The organism is Pseudomonas sp. Sample_23, from assembly GCF_004307595.1.
Classification (GTDB): Bacteria; Pseudomonadota; Gammaproteobacteria; order Pseudomonadales; family Pseudomonadaceae; genus Aquipseudomonas; species Aquipseudomonas atacamensis.
The window spans coordinates 443015-458932 of the sequence record NZ_RCNX01000083.1 but is presented as its reverse complement, the minus strand read 5'-3'; the positions used below and the strand labels follow the sequence as shown (position 1 = coordinate 458932).

The 15918-nt window shown below is 61.2% G+C and carries 14 protein-coding genes; 6 read left to right on the top strand and 8 right to left on the bottom strand.

The window, feature by feature from the left end; all coding sequences use genetic code 11:
* Positions 1-168: 168 nt before the first annotated feature.
* The 3 genes from D8U82_RS22075 to D8U82_RS22065 all read left to right on the top strand — a co-directional run bounded on the left by D8U82_RS22075 (position 169) and on the right by D8U82_RS22065 (position 4096).
* Positions 169-2103 (top strand): ATP-dependent DNA helicase RecQ, encoded by a 1935-nt coding sequence (locus D8U82_RS22075; RefSeq protein WP_130902951.1) that lies wholly within the window; start codon positions 169-171, stop codon positions 2101-2103.
* A 124-nt stretch (positions 2104-2227) separates the two neighbouring features.
* Complete coding sequence (locus tag D8U82_RS22070; RefSeq protein WP_130887612.1) at positions 2228-3454, top strand: 3-hydroxyacyl-CoA dehydrogenase; 1227 nt, start codon at positions 2228-2230, stop codon at positions 3452-3454.
* 216 nt (positions 3455-3670) lie between these two features.
* Positions 3671-4096 carry a thioesterase family protein gene (locus D8U82_RS22065; RefSeq protein ID WP_016772173.1) on the top strand — a complete coding sequence of 142 codons (426 nt, stop codon included), beginning with the start codon at positions 3671-3673 and terminating at the stop codon, positions 4094-4096.
* A 55-nt stretch (positions 4097-4151) separates the two neighbouring features.
* Here the strand turns inward: D8U82_RS22065 and D8U82_RS22060 are convergent, their stop codons facing one another.
* The 4 genes from D8U82_RS22060 to D8U82_RS22045 form a co-directional block, all read right to left on the bottom strand.
* On the bottom strand, positions 4152-4637 hold the full coding sequence (locus D8U82_RS22060) for a glycine zipper domain-containing protein (RefSeq protein ID WP_125925818.1): 486 nt from the start codon (positions 4635-4637) through the stop codon (positions 4152-4154).
* Between the two features lie 332 nt (positions 4638-4969).
* Positions 4970-7318 carry an FdhF/YdeP family oxidoreductase gene (locus D8U82_RS22055; protein WP_016772171.1) on the bottom strand — a complete coding sequence of 783 codons (2349 nt, stop codon included), beginning with the start codon at positions 7316-7318 and terminating at the stop codon, positions 4970-4972.
* On the bottom strand, positions 7315-8154 hold the full coding sequence (fdhD, locus tag D8U82_RS22050) for a formate dehydrogenase accessory sulfurtransferase FdhD (RefSeq protein ID WP_071174078.1): 840 nt from the start codon (positions 8152-8154) through the stop codon (positions 7315-7317). Before fdhD ends, D8U82_RS22055 begins: the two co-directional genes overlap by 4 nt.
* Before the next feature lie 92 nt (positions 8155-8246).
* On the bottom strand, positions 8247-9134 hold the full coding sequence (locus tag D8U82_RS22045; protein ID WP_130902950.1) for a LysR family transcriptional regulator: 888 nt from the start codon (positions 9132-9134) through the stop codon (positions 8247-8249).
* Between the two features lie 138 nt (positions 9135-9272).
* On the opposite strand from D8U82_RS22045, the gene lysM reads away from it, so the two are divergent.
* The gene (gene lysM, locus D8U82_RS22040) at positions 9273-9713 is read left to right on the top strand and encodes a peptidoglycan-binding protein LysM (protein ID WP_071174080.1); all 441 of its coding nucleotides are present in this window, start codon (positions 9273-9275) and stop codon (positions 9711-9713) included.
* Positions 9714-9814: 101 nt separating this feature from the next.
* Here the strand turns inward: lysM and yrfG are convergent, their stop codons facing one another.
* Positions 9815-10477 (bottom strand): GMP/IMP nucleotidase, encoded by a 663-nt coding sequence (gene yrfG, locus D8U82_RS22035; RefSeq protein ID WP_071174081.1) that lies wholly within the window; start codon positions 10475-10477, stop codon positions 9815-9817.
* Between the two features lie 88 nt (positions 10478-10565).
* Here yrfG and nudE point away from each other — a divergent pair, with 88 nt between their 5' ends.
* Both nudE and cysQ read left to right on the top strand, forming a co-directional pair.
* Positions 10566-11135: an ADP compounds hydrolase NudE gene (gene nudE, locus D8U82_RS22030; protein WP_016772166.1), complete on the top strand. Its 570-nt coding sequence runs from the start codon at positions 10566-10568 to the stop codon at positions 11133-11135.
* A gap of 7 nt (positions 11136-11142) precedes the next feature.
* The gene (gene cysQ / locus D8U82_RS22025; protein ID WP_125925887.1) at positions 11143-11970 is read left to right on the top strand and encodes a 3'(2'),5'-bisphosphate nucleotidase CysQ; all 828 of its coding nucleotides are present in this window, start codon (positions 11143-11145) and stop codon (positions 11968-11970) included.
* A gap of 201 nt (positions 11971-12171) precedes the next feature.
* Here cysQ and D8U82_RS22020 read toward each other — a convergent pair whose 3' ends face one another.
* From D8U82_RS22020 to D8U82_RS22010, 3 genes are read right to left on the bottom strand one after another with little or no spacing between them, the layout of a single operon-like run.
* Positions 12172-12627: a YiiD C-terminal domain-containing protein gene (locus D8U82_RS22020; RefSeq protein WP_130887614.1), complete on the bottom strand. Its 456-nt coding sequence runs from the start codon at positions 12625-12627 to the stop codon at positions 12172-12174.
* Positions 12624-14006 (bottom strand): sigma-54 dependent transcriptional regulator, encoded by a 1383-nt coding sequence (locus D8U82_RS22015; RefSeq protein WP_130887615.1) that lies wholly within the window; start codon positions 14004-14006, stop codon positions 12624-12626. The genes D8U82_RS22020 and D8U82_RS22015 overlap by 4 nt, the downstream gene beginning before the upstream one ends.
* Positions 14003-15811: an ATP-binding protein gene (locus D8U82_RS22010; protein WP_130902949.1), complete on the bottom strand. Its 1809-nt coding sequence runs from the start codon at positions 15809-15811 to the stop codon at positions 14003-14005. The genes D8U82_RS22015 and D8U82_RS22010 overlap by 4 nt, the downstream gene beginning before the upstream one ends.
* Positions 15812-15918 lie beyond the last annotated feature (107 nt).

The window sequence follows — 15918 nt, the reverse complement described above, 5'->3', positions numbered from 1 at the left end:
ATATGTAGCTTGGTTTTTCGAAAGTTTGTCGAGACGCTTCGATTGTTACACGCTTGGTTTTCGCTTCCCATGTATCATTCAGTATCGATTCAACCCCGACCTTTTCTCGACTCGCTGCAATCGCCCGCTAGGCTTTGGGCATGGCAGCAGTCAAAGGAGTGACAGTAAATGCACCACACCCTGGAACAGGTTTTTGGTTATCCACAGTTTCGCCCCGGTCAGGAGGCCGCTGTCAGCGCGGTGCTGGCGGGGCGCTCCGCGGCGGCAATCTTTCCCACCGGCTCCGGCAAATCGCTTTGCTATCAGCTACCGGCGCTTTTACTGCCACACCTGACATTGGTGGTTTCGCCGTTGCTGGCGTTGATGCAGGATCAATTGGCCTTCCTCAAGCGCCACGGCATTTCGGCGGGCAGTATCGATTCGGCGCAGAGCCGCGAGGATGCCAACGACGTCATGGCCCGTGCGCGTTCAGGGGAATTGAAGATTCTGATGATCTCCGTCGAACGCCTGAAAAATGAGCGCTTCCGCAATTTTCTGCAGCAGGTGCCGATCTCCTTGCTGGTAGTCGACGAGGCGCACTGCATTTCCGAATGGGGCCACAACTTTCGGCCGGACTACCTGAAACTGCCGGACTACCAACGTCAGTTCAACATCCCGCAGGCCTTGCTGCTCACCGCCACGGCGACACCAAAAGTCATAGCCGACATGCAGGCCAAATTCGCCATCGCCCCGGCAGATGTGGTGACCACCGGATTTTACCGGCCTAACCTCAACCTGCTGGTCGAGCCTGTACCCGGTCAGGACAAACGCCGGCGTCTGGTCGAATGGATGGCCGAGCGTCCTGGGCAGCCGAGCATTGTCTACGTGACGTTGCAGAAGACCGCCGAGCATATCGCCGAGCATCTTCAACGCAACGGAATCCAGGCCGAGGCATACCACGCGGGTTTGCCCCACGATCAGCGTGAAGACATTCAACGCCGCTTCATGGCCGGGCAGTCCAACTGCATTGTCGCCACCATTGCCTTCGGGATGGGCATCGACAAGAGCGACATCCGCAACGTGGTGCATTTCGATCTGCCCAAATCCATCGAAAACTACAGTCAGGAAATCGGCCGTGCCGGACGCGACGGACAACCCTCGGACTGCCTGGTATTGGCCAATCGCGACAGCCTCAATGTGCTGGAAAACTTCGTCTACGGTGATACGCCCGAACGCGACGGGATTCATTATGTGCTCGAAGAGCTCAAAGCCTCAGTGCCGGACGGACAATGGGAGTTTTTGCTCGGGCCATTGGCGGATCAGAGCAACATTCGCTCGTTGCCGTTGAAGACTTTGCTGGTGCAGCTGGAACTGCGGGGCCTGATCGCGCCGCGCTACGCTTATTACGCGGAATACCGCTTCAAATATCTGCTTGAGCCTGAAGCATTGCTCCAGCGCTTCGAAGGCGAGCGCAGGGATTTCGTTGCGGCGATCATCAGAACGTCCACGCGAGCACGCACCTGGGCCACAGTAGATTTCGAGGCGATGTATTCGCAGTATTCCGCCGAGCGCAATCGCGTAGTGACAGCGCTTGATTACTTCCAGGAAAAAGGCTGGGTCGAGCTTGAAAGCAAGCAAATGACCGAGGTTTACAGCCTGCTGCAAAGTGATTTTGCCAGCGACGCCCTGAGCGCTGAGCTCCACGAGTATTTCACTCGCCATGAACGGACTGAGGTGGCGCGGATTCACGCCATGCTTGAGGTGTTCGCCACCGAACGCTGTCTGGGTTATCGCCTGGCCGAGTATTTCGGTGATCACAATGCCCCTGAACATTGCGGCCATTGTTCGGTATGTCACGGCCGGGTTGCGCGGTTGCCTGAGCCGCCAGCGTTGCCGCCGCTTGTGGATAAAAACTTCGCGCAATTGTGCGGTGAACTTATCCACAGGCATGAGCAGCACACAGGCATGCTTCCGACGGCCGAGCGCCTGACGCGGTTCCTCTGCGGAATCAGCGTGCCGTTGTTCACCAAACTCAAGGCGCGGGCGATACCGGGTTTTGCTGCGTTGGAAGAGTATCCCTACGCAGAGGTCCGCGAGTGGGCGGACAGTCACTTGCTCGATTGAGCAGAGAGTCTGTGGGCGCTGCATCCATCCGCTGAATGTCGATCATCACGCTAATAAACTTCAAAAAGCGTCTTGGCCTGACTAAGGTTGGAATCTGTCTTCGGGCAACTCACAAGAGAACAACATGAGCCAGACAAGCTTCGAGATTCAGCAGGCTGCCGTGATCGGCGCGGGCACCATGGGCCGTGGCATCGTCATGTGCCTGGCCAATGCCGGGGTGAACGTGCAATGGGTGGATAACAATCCACAGATGCTTGAGCAGGCGCTGACTACGGTCGCCGAAACTTATGCACACAACGTGCGCCAGGGCCGCATTGATCAGGCCGAGGCGGATGCGCGAATTGCTCGTATATCTGCGGCGGCGGATTACGCGGCGATTCGCAACGTCGATCTGATGATCGAAGCGGTGTACGAGAACCTCGAACTGAAGCAGAAGATTTTTCGCGAGCTGGATGGCCTGCTCAAGCCTGAGGCCCTGCTGGCGAGCAACACCTCGGCGCTGGACATCGACGCCATCGCAGCTGCGACCCGGCGCCCGGCACAGGTGCTGGGTCTGCACTTCTTCAGCCCGGCGCACATCATGAAACTGCTGGAAATCGTTCGCGGTGCGCAGACCTCGCCAGCGGCGCTGGAGGCCGCGCTGGCACTCGGCAAGCGCATGGGCAAGGTCAGCGTAGTGTCGGGCAACTGCCACGGTTTTATCGGCAACCGCATGCTGCATCCGTATGTACTCGAAGCGCGCAAGATGCTCCTCGAAGGTGCTTATCCACAGCAGGTGGATGCCTCGCTGCAAGGTTTCGGCTTCGCCATGGGGCCGTTTCGCATGTACGACGTGGTCGGCATCGATCTGGAATGGCGTGCTCGGCAGCTAGCTGGCAAGGGGCAGGATGCGCCCGAGGTTCAGGTGGATAACCGCCTGTGTGAGATGGGTCGGTTCGGGCAGAAGTCCGGCAACGGCTACTACCACTATGAGCCGGGCAGTCGCCAGGCCGAGCATGATCCCGAAGTGGATGCACTGGTGCTGCGGGTCAGCGAAGAGCTGGGTTTCCAGCGTCGCGACATCGGTCCTGAAGAAATCCTTGAGCGCTGTTTGCTGGCGCTGATCAACGAAGGCGCGAAGATTCTGCAGGAAGGCATTGCCGGCTCGGCCCATGACATCGATCTGGTGTACTTGAACGGCTATGGTTTTGCAGCGGATAAGGGTGGACCGATGGCCTGGGCGGATCAGCAAGGGCTGGCGGATATTCATCAGCGCTTGCTGGCACTGGAGACGCGCCAGGGCGATCAGTGGAAGCCGGCGCGGCTGATTGGCGAACTGGCGGCGCAGGGCAAGGGGTTTGCTCACGCATAGTGTTACGGCGAAAATCTATCCCCTCACCCCAGCCCTCTCCCCCAAGGGGAGAGGGGGAAAGGGAGCCGATCTTCGTGATTTTCGAATGTGAGCTCGACTCGACAGTTCAGGTCGGTGTATTTCGAGAGAACACATCGGTCAGTCCCCTCTACCTCTGGGAGAGGGCTAGGGTGAGGGCAAGCGCCCTCACTGAAAAACAAGAGAACCAGCACAACCATGTCCACCCCTCAGCGCATCGACTACCCCCACTTCCAGCCCATCACCACACGCTGGCACGACAACGACGCCTACGGTCACGTCAACAACGTTACCTACTACAGCTTCTTCGATACGGCGGTGAACACTTATCTGATTCAGGTCGGTGGCCTGGATATTCATGACGGCGAAGTGGTGGGATTCGTGGTCAGTTCCGCCTGCGATTACTTTGCCTCGATCGCTTTTCCCGATCTGATCGAGATCGGACTGCGGGTCGGCAAGCTGGGCAACAGTTCGGTGCAATACGAACTGGCTGTGTTCAAGGTTGGCGAAAGCGAGGCGTGTGCGGCGGGGCGGTTCGTGCATGTGTTCGTCGATCGGGCGAGCAATCAGCCGGTGCCGATTCCGGCAGGTTTGCGTGGGGCGCTGGAGCGGCTGGTGGTCTAGACGCGCAAAAAAAATCGCAGCTAAAAAGCTGCGATTTTTTGTTCAAGCCTTCGCCTTAGTGGTGGCGATAGTACTTGTGATGCTTGCGGTGGCCGTAGGCATGGCCGCGACCTGGATGACCACGGTCGCGGTAGTAGCGACCGTCATCATGGCGACGGTCGTAGCGACGATCATCATCGTCGCTCTTGTTGCCCATATAGTTACCCAGCGCGCCACCTGCACCGCCACCAGCGGCGGAGCCGATCAGGCTGCCGGTGGTGCCGCCGAGACTGCGGCCGACGACGTTACCGCCGGCTGCACCCAGTGCACCACCAATGGCTGCTTCGCCACGGCTGCGCTTGTCTGCGCCGACCGCACTACCACCCGCGCCGCCCAGGGCTGCGCCGATGGTGGAACCTGTATTGCCGCCTAACGATTGACCGACGACCGAGCCAAGAACCCCGCCCAATGCGCCGCCCACACCTGCTTCGGTGGTGCCTCCGGCAGAAGCGAAGCCACTGACCAGGCCAAGGGACAACAAGAGAATCGAGGAGAACTTCATAGAGGATGAGCCTCAAAGGGATGACGGCGCCGATCCTGAGGCTCTGCAATGGGCGTGACAATCAAAATCCGACGAATAACACGACTTGTATACAATAATGCAAGTTACTGTTTTTTCACCGGAACTTAACCGATTTTCGCCGGTCTTTAGCTACTTCGGACAGGCCGTTTTCATGCAGAAACGGCCTTTTTTGTGAGCGGTCGAAAATCTTTGCCACGGCAGATCTGTTGAAAGATCGATGGCTTTCGCGAGCAGGCTCGCTCCCACATTTGAAATGCATTCCAACTGTGGGAGCGAGCCTGCTCGCGAAGGGGCCGGATCTGGCTCCGCGGTTAAGCGGATTTAGCCATGATCAACCCAGTCTCACTCGCCGCTTCCAGCCGGATCGCAATGAACTTCGACGTCGGCGTGTGGCTGCCATCCCCCGTACTTTCCAGCGGCACCAGCGGATTGACCTCCGGATAGTACGCCGCCGCCTGCCCCGCAGGAATATCGAACGCCAACAATGTAAAACCTTTCACCCGGCGCTCGCGACCATCGTCCCAGATCGACACGATGTCGGCCTTCTGTCCCGGACGGAAGCCCAGGCGAATGATGTCGGCCTCGTTGGCGAACAGCACGTCACGCTGGCCCTTCACGCCACGGTAGCGGTCGTCGAGACCATAGATCGTCGTGTTGTACTGATCGTGGGAGCGCATCGATTGCAGGATCAGATCCGGCACCTGGCCGGTGGCGCGGGTGCGTTCGTGGACCAGATCTTTCGGCAACTGATTGGCGCGGAAGTTGGCGCGGCCTGACGGCGTGTTCCACTTGCGGGCGCCAGCCGAGTTGCCCAGATAGAAGCCGCCCGGGTTTTTGATCTTGTCGTTGAAGTCTTTGAAACTCGGGATGGTGTCGGCGATCAGTTCGCGAATGCGCCCGTAATCGGCTACCAGCCAGTTCCAGTCCACCGGTTGGCTACCCAACGTCGCGGCAGCGATGCCGGCGATGATCGACGGCTCCGAGCGCATCTGGTTCGACAGCGGCTGCAACTGGCCGTTGGACGCGTGGACCATGCTGAACGAGTCTTCCACGGTCACCGCTTGCGGGCCTTCGGTCTGGATGTCGATGTCGGTGCGGCCCAGGCACGGCAGGATCAACGCGTCTTTGCCGTGAGCGAGGTGGCTGCGGTTGAGCTTGGTGCTGATCTGCACGGTCAGGTCACAATTGCGCAGCGCTTCGAAGGTGCGCGAGCTGTCCGGCGTGGCCTGGGCAAAGTTGCCGCCCAAGCCGATGAACACCTTGGCGCGACCTTCGGCCATCGCATGAATCGCCTCGACCACGTTGTGGCCATTGTGGCGCGGCACCTTGAACTGGAAGCGACGCTCCAGCGAGTCGAGGAACGCCACCGGTGGACGCTCGTTGATGCCCATGGTGCGGTCGCCCTGCACGTTGCTGTGACCACGCACCGGGCACAGACCGGCGCCAGGTTTGCCGATATTGCCGCGCAGCAGCATCAGGTTGGCGATTTCCTGAATGGTCGGCACCGAATGACGATGCTGGGTGATGCCCATGGCCCAGCACATGATCACGTTCTTGCCTTTGGCGTACATGCGCGCGGCTTGCTCGATCTCGACCAGGGTCAGCCCCGATTGCTCGACGATCTGTTCCCACGAGGTGTCGTCGACAGTGGCGAGGTACTCCAGCACGTTGGCGCTGTGGGCATTGAGGAAATCATGGTCGAACACCGCCGGCTCGCCTGCCTTCTGCGCATCGCGTTCCCATTGCAGGAGGAACTTGGCCATGCCGCGCAGCACCGCCATGTCGCCGCCGAGTGCCGGGCGGAAGTACGCGGTGTTGGTCGGCTTGTCGCCGTTGGTGAGCATTTCGATCGGGTGCTGGGGATGCTGGAAACGCTCCAGACCGCGCTCTTTCAGCGGATTGATGCACACCACCTGAGCGCCGCGTTTCACCGCTTCACGCAACGGTTCGAGCATGCGCGGATGGTTGGTGCCGGGGTTCTGGCCCCAGACGAAAATCGCGTCGGCGTGTTCGAAGTCGTCGAAGGTCACCGTGCCTTTGCCGACCCCGACACTCTGCGCCAACGCCACGCCGCTGGCCTCGTGGCACATGTTCGAGCAGTCAGGGAAATTGTTGGTGCCGTAAGCCCGCACGAACAGCTGATACAGATACGCCGCTTCGTTGCTGGCGCGACCCGAGGTGTAGAACTCGGCCTGATCCGGGCTTGGCAGATTGCGCAGGTGCTTGCCGATCAGAGCGAAGGCATCTTCCCAACTGATCGGCTTGTAGCGATCGGACTCGGCGTCGTAGACCATCGGCTCGGTCAGGCGACCCTGATATTCCAGCCAGTAATCGCTTTGTTCCAGCAGGGAAGTGACGCTGTGCTTGGCGAAGAACTTCGCATCGACGCGACGCTTGGTTGCTTCCCAGTTCACCGCTTTGGCGCCGTTCTCGCAAAACTTGACCATGCCGCTTTCCGGCGAATCACCCCAGGCGCAACCCGGGCAGTCGAAACCGCCGTTCTGGTTGGTCTTGAGCATCATGCGCAGGTTTTTCAGGGCGTTGTCGCTGGTCAGCCACGCCTGGGCCACACTGATCAGGGCGCCCCAGCCGCCAGCGGCACCTTTGTAAGGCTTGTAGCGCGGGACAGGTTTCTGGTCGGCTTGATGATGTTGGCTCACGCTTGATTCTCCATCGCGGGGCTGTACACCCGCGGCGCACTTTTCTGCGGCAGGTGGATGAGATTGAGGTTGTGGCGCCGGGCCCATTGCACGGCCAGGCCGGTGGGTGCCGACAGGCTGACCAGGGTCTGGATGCCGGCACGCAAGACTTTCTGGATCAATTCGAGGCTGCAACGGCTGGTGACAATCGCCAGGCCGCCTTCGGTAGAAATCTTCTGGCGGATCAACCCGCCGATCAGCTTGTCGAGGGCGTTATGGCGGCCGATGTCTTCACGACCGAGCAGCAATTCACCGCTGGCATTCATGAACACCGCAGCATGCACCGCGCCGCAATGCTGGCCGAGCGGCTGGAAGGCGCCGATGCGCTGGCGCAAACCGTCGAGCCATTCGATCGGTGGCAAGGCTGCGCCCGGCAACACTTTGAGCTCAGGCAGCGCCTGTTCGACGGCTTCGACGCCGCACAGTCCGCAGCCACTGGTGCCGGCCAACTGCCGACGCTGCTGTTTGAGGTTCCAGAATGCGCGATTGGCGATGGTCACTTGCGCGTATTGCGCCGAGCCTGCGCCTGTCAGTTGCAGATCGTAGATATCGCTGGCGTCTTCGATGATGCCGCTGCCGAGGCTGAAGCCGACAATGAAGTCTTCCAGATCGGTCGGGGTCACCAGCATCACCGCCTGGCTGATGCCGTTGTAGGCGATCGCCAACGCGACTTCCTCGGCCAGCGCGGTGCTGGCCGATGCCTCAAAGGGTAAATCGCTGTAGCTGTAGGTCTGGCTGGCGGCTGGCGCGGGCGTTTCAATTGCTGGCGCCGCGCAGGCTGGGCGCTTGGCGTTCATGGCATCACCGACGGTTTGATCTAGGTCAAGACTAGGCGCGGCAAGTTGTCGCGTCTAATCGCTATTACCGATCTACCGATAGATGCCGTCGATCAAGCGTCTTTTGACGATTTCTGATAAAGCGCGAAACAGGCTTCCGCCAGCGCTGAACGCGGCGCGCCACGGCGCATGATCAGGCCCAGCGGCGCGAGGGTGTGGGCATTTTCGATCGTTTGCAGACGCAGGTGATCAGCAAGGGTTTCCGCGCCGCCATCGAGCGGCATGATCGCGCAGCAAAAACCGCCGTGTACTGCTTGCAGCAGTTGATGCACGGCGTCGGTTTGCAGCAGCGGCTGCGGGGTCAGGCCGCGGCTGTGGAAGTTGTGGTCGATGGACTGGCGAAAGTGCATGCCGCTGGTGAGCATGCACAGCGGCAGTTCGATCAGCGATTCCCAGCTCAGGGGTTCTTCGCCGAAGTTGAACGAGCGCTCGTCATAGAGCAGGCCCATGCGCGTCTCGTTAAAGGCCAGCGAATCGAAGCGCTCGCTGTCCAGGCGCTCCAGATACGACACGCCAATGTCGATGCGGTTGTTCGCCAAGTGTTCGAGCACCTGCTCGGAGCTCAGCGACGACAGTTCGAAGCGCAGGTCCGGGTGCGCCGCATGCAGACGTTGCATCAGCGGCAACGGATCGAAGCTCGACAGCGGCACCACGCCCAGGCGCAGCGTACCGATCAGGTTGCCGCGACAGGCCGCCGCTTCTGCCTGCAAGCCGTCGTAAGCCGCCAGCACCGTGCGCGCCCACGCCAGCACGCGTTCGCCCGGTGCGGTGAAGCCTTCGAAGCGCTGGCCGCGATTGACCAATGGCAGGTCGAGTTCTTCTTCGAGGCTGCGCAAGCGCATCGACAGGGTCGGCTGGGTGATGTGGCAGCGCGCGGCGGCCTGGCCGAAATGGCGGGTTTCGTCGAGGGCGATGAGGAATTTCAGTTGCTTGATGTCCATCTTCGCTCCGGGCGGTTGGCGGGGTGTGGCGATTCTACCGCCTGCGGCGCGGCAGCGTCATTGGTCGGACCGGAACCGGGTTTGGCTAGGGTGGTCTAGGCTTGGACGACTGACCCTTTATTACATGGAGTGAATGCGATGAGCCTTTTGAGTTTTGTCAAAGAAGCCGGTGAGAAACTGCTTGATCTGTTGACTCCCGGAAACGCCAATGCCAGCGAGCAGTTGAAGGAACATATCAGCAAGGTCGGGCTGGGCAATCCCAACGTGCAGGCGACCGTGGATGGCGACAAGGTAACTGTCACCGGTGAGGTGGCGAGCCAGGAAGAGAAGGAAAAGATTCTGCTCGCGGTGGGCAACATTGCCGGAGTAGGCAGCGTGGATGATCAGATCACTGTTACCGGACCGGTCGTCGTGGCTGCCGAGTTTGTCGAGGTCAAGGCAGGTGACACGCTCAGTGCGATCTCCCTGCGCGTCTATGGCAATGCCAACCAGTACGAGAAGATTTTCGAAGCCAACAAACCGATGCTCAAGGATGTGAACAAGATTTATCCGGGGCAGAAGCTGCGCATTCCAAAATAACGCGATGCCCATGTAGGAGCTGCCGCAGGCTGCGATCTTTTGACTTTGACTTTAAACAAAGCAAATCAAAAGATCGCAGCCTGCGGCAGCTCCTACATGGATCAGAGCCCGGCAATGAGATCGCGGTAGTCTTCGACTGCGGCAAACTCCGCTGTGTCCTTCGGCCCTTTGCGGCTGTCCGGTTCTTTCACCGCCAGCAAGTGCGCCACGCCAAAATCCCGTGCACTGCGCAAGATCGGCAAGGTGTCATCGATAAACAGGCTGCGCGCCGGATCAAAACCGATGTCCGCCTGCAAGGCATCCCAGAACTGCGGGTTCTCCTTGGGATAACCATAGTCATGCGAGCTGATCAGCCGCTCGAAGTATGGTGCGAGTTCGATCCGTTCCAGTTTCAACGACAGCGAATCGCGGTGCGCATTGGTGATCATGATCACCCGTTTGCCGGCGCGTTTGATTGCATCGAGGAAGGTATCGGCATCGGCGCGCAGGGCGATCAAGTGGGCGGTTTCCTGTTTCAGTTCACGCACCGACAATTTCAGTTCCGCGCTCCAGAAATCCAGGCAGTACCACTGTAACTGGCCGGCGTGGCGCTCGAACAATGGCTGCAATTCCAGCTCGGCCATGGCCCGGCTGATGCCGTGCAGCTCGGCGTAGCGCTGGGGCAGGTGCTCGAGCCAGAAATGGTTGTCGAAGTGCAGATCCAGCAGCGTGCCGTCCATGTCGAGCAGGACGGTATCGATGTCGGACCACGGTAAAGAAGGCATGGCAACGTCTCGAACGGTGAAAAGATATCCGACGCAAACAATCGGGAAAGCCGCGTTATAGTAGCGCGTTCACGCCAAGGAGCTTTGCATGCGCCAGAAACCCACCGTACTCGCCCGCGAGATCGTCGCCACCAGTCGCCTGTTTCGCGTCGAAGAACTCAAGCTGCGATTTTCCAATGGCGTGGAGCGCACTTACGAGCGTCTGGTCGGCAAGGGCGCGGGTTATGGCGCGGTGATGATCGTCGCGATGCTTGATGCCGAACACGCAGTGTTGATCGAGGAATACTGCGGCGGCACCGACGAATACGAACTGTCTCTGCCCAAAGGCCTGATCGAGCCGGGCGAGGACGTGCTGGCGGCGGCCGAGCGGGAGCTCAAGGAAGAGGCCGGTTATGGCGCGCGTCAACTGGAGCATCTGACCGAGCTGTCGCTGTCGCCCGGTTACATGAGCCAGAAAATCCAAGTGGTGCTGGCCACCGACCTGTATGAAGAGCGGCTGGAAGGCGATGAGCCGGAGCCGATGCGGGTCGACAAGGTCAACCTGCGCGAACTGTCGGCGCTGGCGCAGAATCCGCAATTTTCCGAAGGCCGCGCCTTGGCGGCGCTGTATCTGACCCGCGACCTGCTGAGCCAGCGCGGGGTGTTCAGCTATGAGTGAGACGTCGATGAATTTTCCCCATCCGCTGATGGCACCTGTGGTTGCGCTGGCTTTACAGGCTGGCGAGGCGATTCTGCCGTTCTGGCGTGCAGGCGTCGAGGTCACGGCCAAGTCCGATGATTCGCCGGTCACGGCCGCCGATCTGGCTGCGCATCACCTTATCGTTGCCGGGCTGACGGCGCTGGATCCGAGCATTCCGGTGCTCTCGGAAGAGGACGCCGACATCCCGCAAAGCGTGCGCACCGGTTGGCAGCGCTGGTGGCTGGTGGATCCGCTGGACGGCACCAAGGAGTTCATCAGCGGTAGCGAGGAATTCACTGTGAACATCGCGCTGATCGAAAATGGCCGGGTGGTATTTGGCGTGGTGACGATGCCGACCAACGGTCGTTTTTACGTCGGCGGTGCCGGATTTGGAGCCTGGCGTGGCGACGAGGGCGGTACGCCGACGGCGATTCAGGTGCGCGATGTGCCTGCGCCGGGCGAGGCGTTTACCGTGGTGGCCAGCCGCCGACATTCAAGTCCCGAGCAAGAGCGTTTGCTGGCCGGGTTGAGCGCCAGTCTTGGTGAGCTGCAACTGGCCAATATCGGCAGTTCCTTGAAGTTCTGTCTATTGGCCGAAGGTGCTGCTGATTGCTATCCGCGACTGGCGCCGACTTCGCAGTGGGACACGGCGGCAGCGCAGGGCGTGCTGGAAGGCGCGGGGGGCGAGGTGCTGGATCTGAGCGGCGAGGCGTTCAGTTATCCGCCGCGAGAATCGCTGTTGAACGAGTTCTTTCTGGCGCTGCCGGCGAAGGCTGCGTGGCGCGCGCGGTTGTTGGAGTTGGCCCGAGGCTAACTGCCTGATCCGCAATTCCCCTCACCCAGCCCGCTCCCCCAGGAGAGGGAGCCGACCGAGTTGTCTGGCGCTATGCATTGTCCTGGAGAATCGAGTCGATTGTGGATTCGGCGAAGCAGTTCAGGTCGACGTAAATGTGTAGCATCCCCGTATCGGTTCCCTCTCCCTCGGGAGAGGGCTAGGGTGAGGGGCTGTTGATCTTCAACGGTGCAAAACGTACTGCCCGGTAAATCTCACCGCCTCGTCCTCGCTTCCCGCATTCAGGATCCGCGTATCCAGCGTCAGCCGCGCCCGCCCATATCGCCGATACATCGCCACGAACCGTTTCCAGACTGCCGCATCCGGCGCCGGGCAGATCGCCACGGCGTCACCCGTTACCGGCAGCGGATAGCTGATCTGTCCTTCCTGAATGACGATATGTCCGTCGGTAATCCCTTCTTCCTGCAAACGTAGATGCAACCAGCCCCAGCCGGCCAGCACCGCGCCGCAGTAGAGGCTGCCGCCAAACATGGTGCTCTTGTGATTGACGTTGGGCGCAAGTGGCAGGTGCAGGCTCAATTGCTGCTCACGCCACTCAAGCACTTTGAGGCCCATCTCGGCGGTTAGTGGAATGTCGTGATGCAGCACCGTTTGCAGGTATTCGCTTTCGCTGCTCATTCGTTGTCTTCCCCGTGGCTGCTGTCGCCGAAATTCAGACCGTGTTTGCGCAGCTTGTCATGCAGGGTCTTGCGCGGAATACCCAAGGCTTCGGCGAGGCTGCGCACCGAGCTGTGCGAGCGCGCCAGCTCGGCGGCGATCAGCGACTTCTCGAAGTTTTCCACTTGCTCGCTGAGGCCGCCGCTGACCACTTCCACAGGCGTGCCGCCGCTGCCATCAACGCTGTTGTCCAGTGCCAGCTCAAGCCCAAGGGCGAAGCGTTCGGCGGCATTTTGCAGTTCACGCACATTGCCCGGCCAGGTGTGGCGCAGCAGCAGGGCGCGGTGTGCCGGTTGCAGCTCGTGGGGCGGCAAGCCGTGGCGGGCGCTGGCTTCATCGGCGTAGTGCTGGAACAGCACCAGTGCGTCTTCGCCCCTTTCGCGCAGCGGCGGGATGCGCAGCGGCGCGACGTTGAGGCGGTAATACAAGTCGGCGCGGAAGCGACCCTGATCCGCCGCCTGACGCAGGTCCTCCTTGGTCGCGGCGATGACGCGGATGTCCAGCGGGATCAACTGATTGCCGCCCAGGCGTTCGACGACGCGCTCCTGCAGCATGCGCAGCAGCTTCACTTGCACGTCCATGCTCATGCTTTCGATTTCGTCGAGAAACAGCGTGCCGCCGTTGGCGAATTCGAATTTGCCGATGCGGCGTTTCTGCGCGCCGGTGAAAGCACCGGGCTCGTGACCGAACAGCTCGCTTTCCACCACCGATTCCGCCAGCGCGCCGGCATTGATCGCCACGAACGGGCCGTTGCGACGGCTCGACAAATCGTGCAGCGCGCGGGCCACCACCTCTTTGCCGGCACCGGTTTCGCCGAGGATCAGCACGTCAGCCTTGGTCGCCGCCAGCGCACCGATCTGCTCACGCAGACGCAGCATCGGCGTCGAATGGCCGACCAGTCGTGCGCTCAATTCGTTGCGGTCGCTCAAGGCCAGACGCAGGCTGCGGTTGTCCAGCACCAGCCGCCGTAGCGCGAGGGCGCGACGGACGCTGTCGAGCAGCGCGTCGCTGGCAAAGGGTTTTTCCAGAAAATCGTAAGCGCCGGCGCGCATCGCCTGCACTGCCAGCGGTACGTCGCCATGGCCGGTGATCAGCAGCACCGGCAACTCGGGATCCTGTGCATGCAACTCGCTCAACAGTTCGAGGCCGTCCATGCCCGGCATGCGGATGTCGCTGACCACCACCCCCGGCCAGTCACGCTCAAGCTGTGCCGCCAGCCCTTTGGCTTCGGACAGCGGCAGGATTTTCAGGCCGGCCAGGTCCAGGGTCTGGCCGAGGGCCTGGCGCAAGTGCGGATCGTCGTCGATCAACACTACCTGGATGCGATTGTCGATGGTCATGCACTTCGATCCTCGGACGGTTGCAGGCTGACTCCGGGCGCGCCGGCGCGCAGGCGCAGGGTAATCAGGGCACCGCCTTGCTTGTGGTTGGCGAACGACAGCTCGCCACCAAAGGCGCGCATCAGCGTTTCACAAATCGCCAGCCCCAGGCCCAGACCCTGGGTGCGGGTCTTGGTGGTGTAAAAGGGCTCGCTGGCGCGGCCAAGGGCTTCCATGCAGAACCCGGGGCCGTTGTCGCGAATGTACAGATTGACGCCGTCGGCGGTGGCTTCGGCACTCAGCCACAACTTGCGCGGCGGGCCTTTTTCGGTGAGCGCATCGAGGGCGTTGGCCAGCAGATTGCCCAGCACTTGGCGCAAACGGGTTTCGCCTGCCTCCACCCACAGCGTGGCGGCGGGCAAGTCGCGGATCAATTCGACTTCCATGCTGCGCCGACGTTTGGCCAGCAATGCCAGCGCATCGTCCAGCGCCGGTTGCAGGGCGACGCTTTCCGGTGCGTGGCGATCGCGCCGAGCGAAGGCACGCAGATGGGCGATGATCGAGGCCATGCGCCCGGTCAGTTCGCTGATCAGCTTGAGGTTGCCGCGCGCGTCCTCGGTGCGCTGATGATCGAGCAGCACTTCGGCGTTTTCCGCATAACTGCGAATCGCTGCCAGCGGTTGATTGAGTTCGTGACTGATGCTCGCCGACATGGTCCCCAGCGCCGACAATTTGCCCGCCTGGACCAGATCGTCCTGGGCGCGCACCAGCTCCTGCTGCGCCTGCTCACGCTCGAGCACTTCCTGCTTCAAACGCCGGTTGAGGCCCTCCAGATCGCTGGTACGTTCAGCCACCCGGCCTTCCAGTTCGCGGCGCGCCTTGGCCTCAAAGGCGATGCGCTCCAGGTAGTGCCGGCGACGTTGCATCATCAAACCCACCAGCAGCATCACCACCAACAGCGTGGCGCCGCCGATCGCGACCACCGTGCGCACCGGACGATCGATCAGCGTGCGCGGGGCGAGGATGCTCACGCTCCAGCCGGTCTCGGCGATGTCGTGGGTCTGCGTCAGCCAGGCGTCAGGGCTCAGGTTCAGCGGCCGGGGTTCACGGGTCGGGTAGGGCTGGATCGCGGTGATCGCGGCGCGCTCGGCATCGCTCAACTCGCGAGTGGAGCGGAAACGCCATTCCGGGCGCGACGTCAGGATGACCACGCCGTTATGGTCGGTCACCAGCAATTGTTCCGGGGTTTTGCCCCACAGGCTTTCGGTGTGGTCGAGGTCGACCTTGATCACCAGCACTCCGATGATTTTCTCGCCGTTGCGCACAGCAGCGGCGAAGAAGTAGCCGCGTTTGGCCGAAGTGGTGCCGAGGCCGAAGAAGCGTCCGAGGCGCCCGGCCATGGCTTCGCTGAAATACGGGCGGAAAGCGAAGTTGCGGCCGACGAAGCTGTCGCGTTTGTCCCAGTTCGACGCCGCCAGCGTCTGGCCGGATGTGTCCATCAGGTACATGACTTCAGCGCCGGTCTGCGCGGCGATGTTTTTCAGCAGGCGATTGGCGTTGCCTTGGGTCACGCCGTCGTCCGGCGCACCGAGCACCGCGCGCAGGGCCGGCAGATCGCCGAGAATCTGCGGCAACACTTCATAGCGATGCAGGGTGCCGAGCAGATTGGCGACGTAGAGGTCGAGGGTCTGGCGATTCTGTCCGGCGAGTTCGCTGCGGTAATAGCGCTCGGCGAGGTGCTCCAGCGGCCACAGCAGCGGCGCCAGGCACAGGGCCAACAGCGCGAGGCTGCGCCAGCGGGGTCTGCGGGGAAGCGGTGGTTTCATGTGCCGGATACGCCTGAGGTGACAGGCGCATTATGCCTTTGCTCTGTACGAAAACTGCCTGTGCGTCGATCATGCTGCGTTAAAAACAGGCTCGGAATGCTCATTTA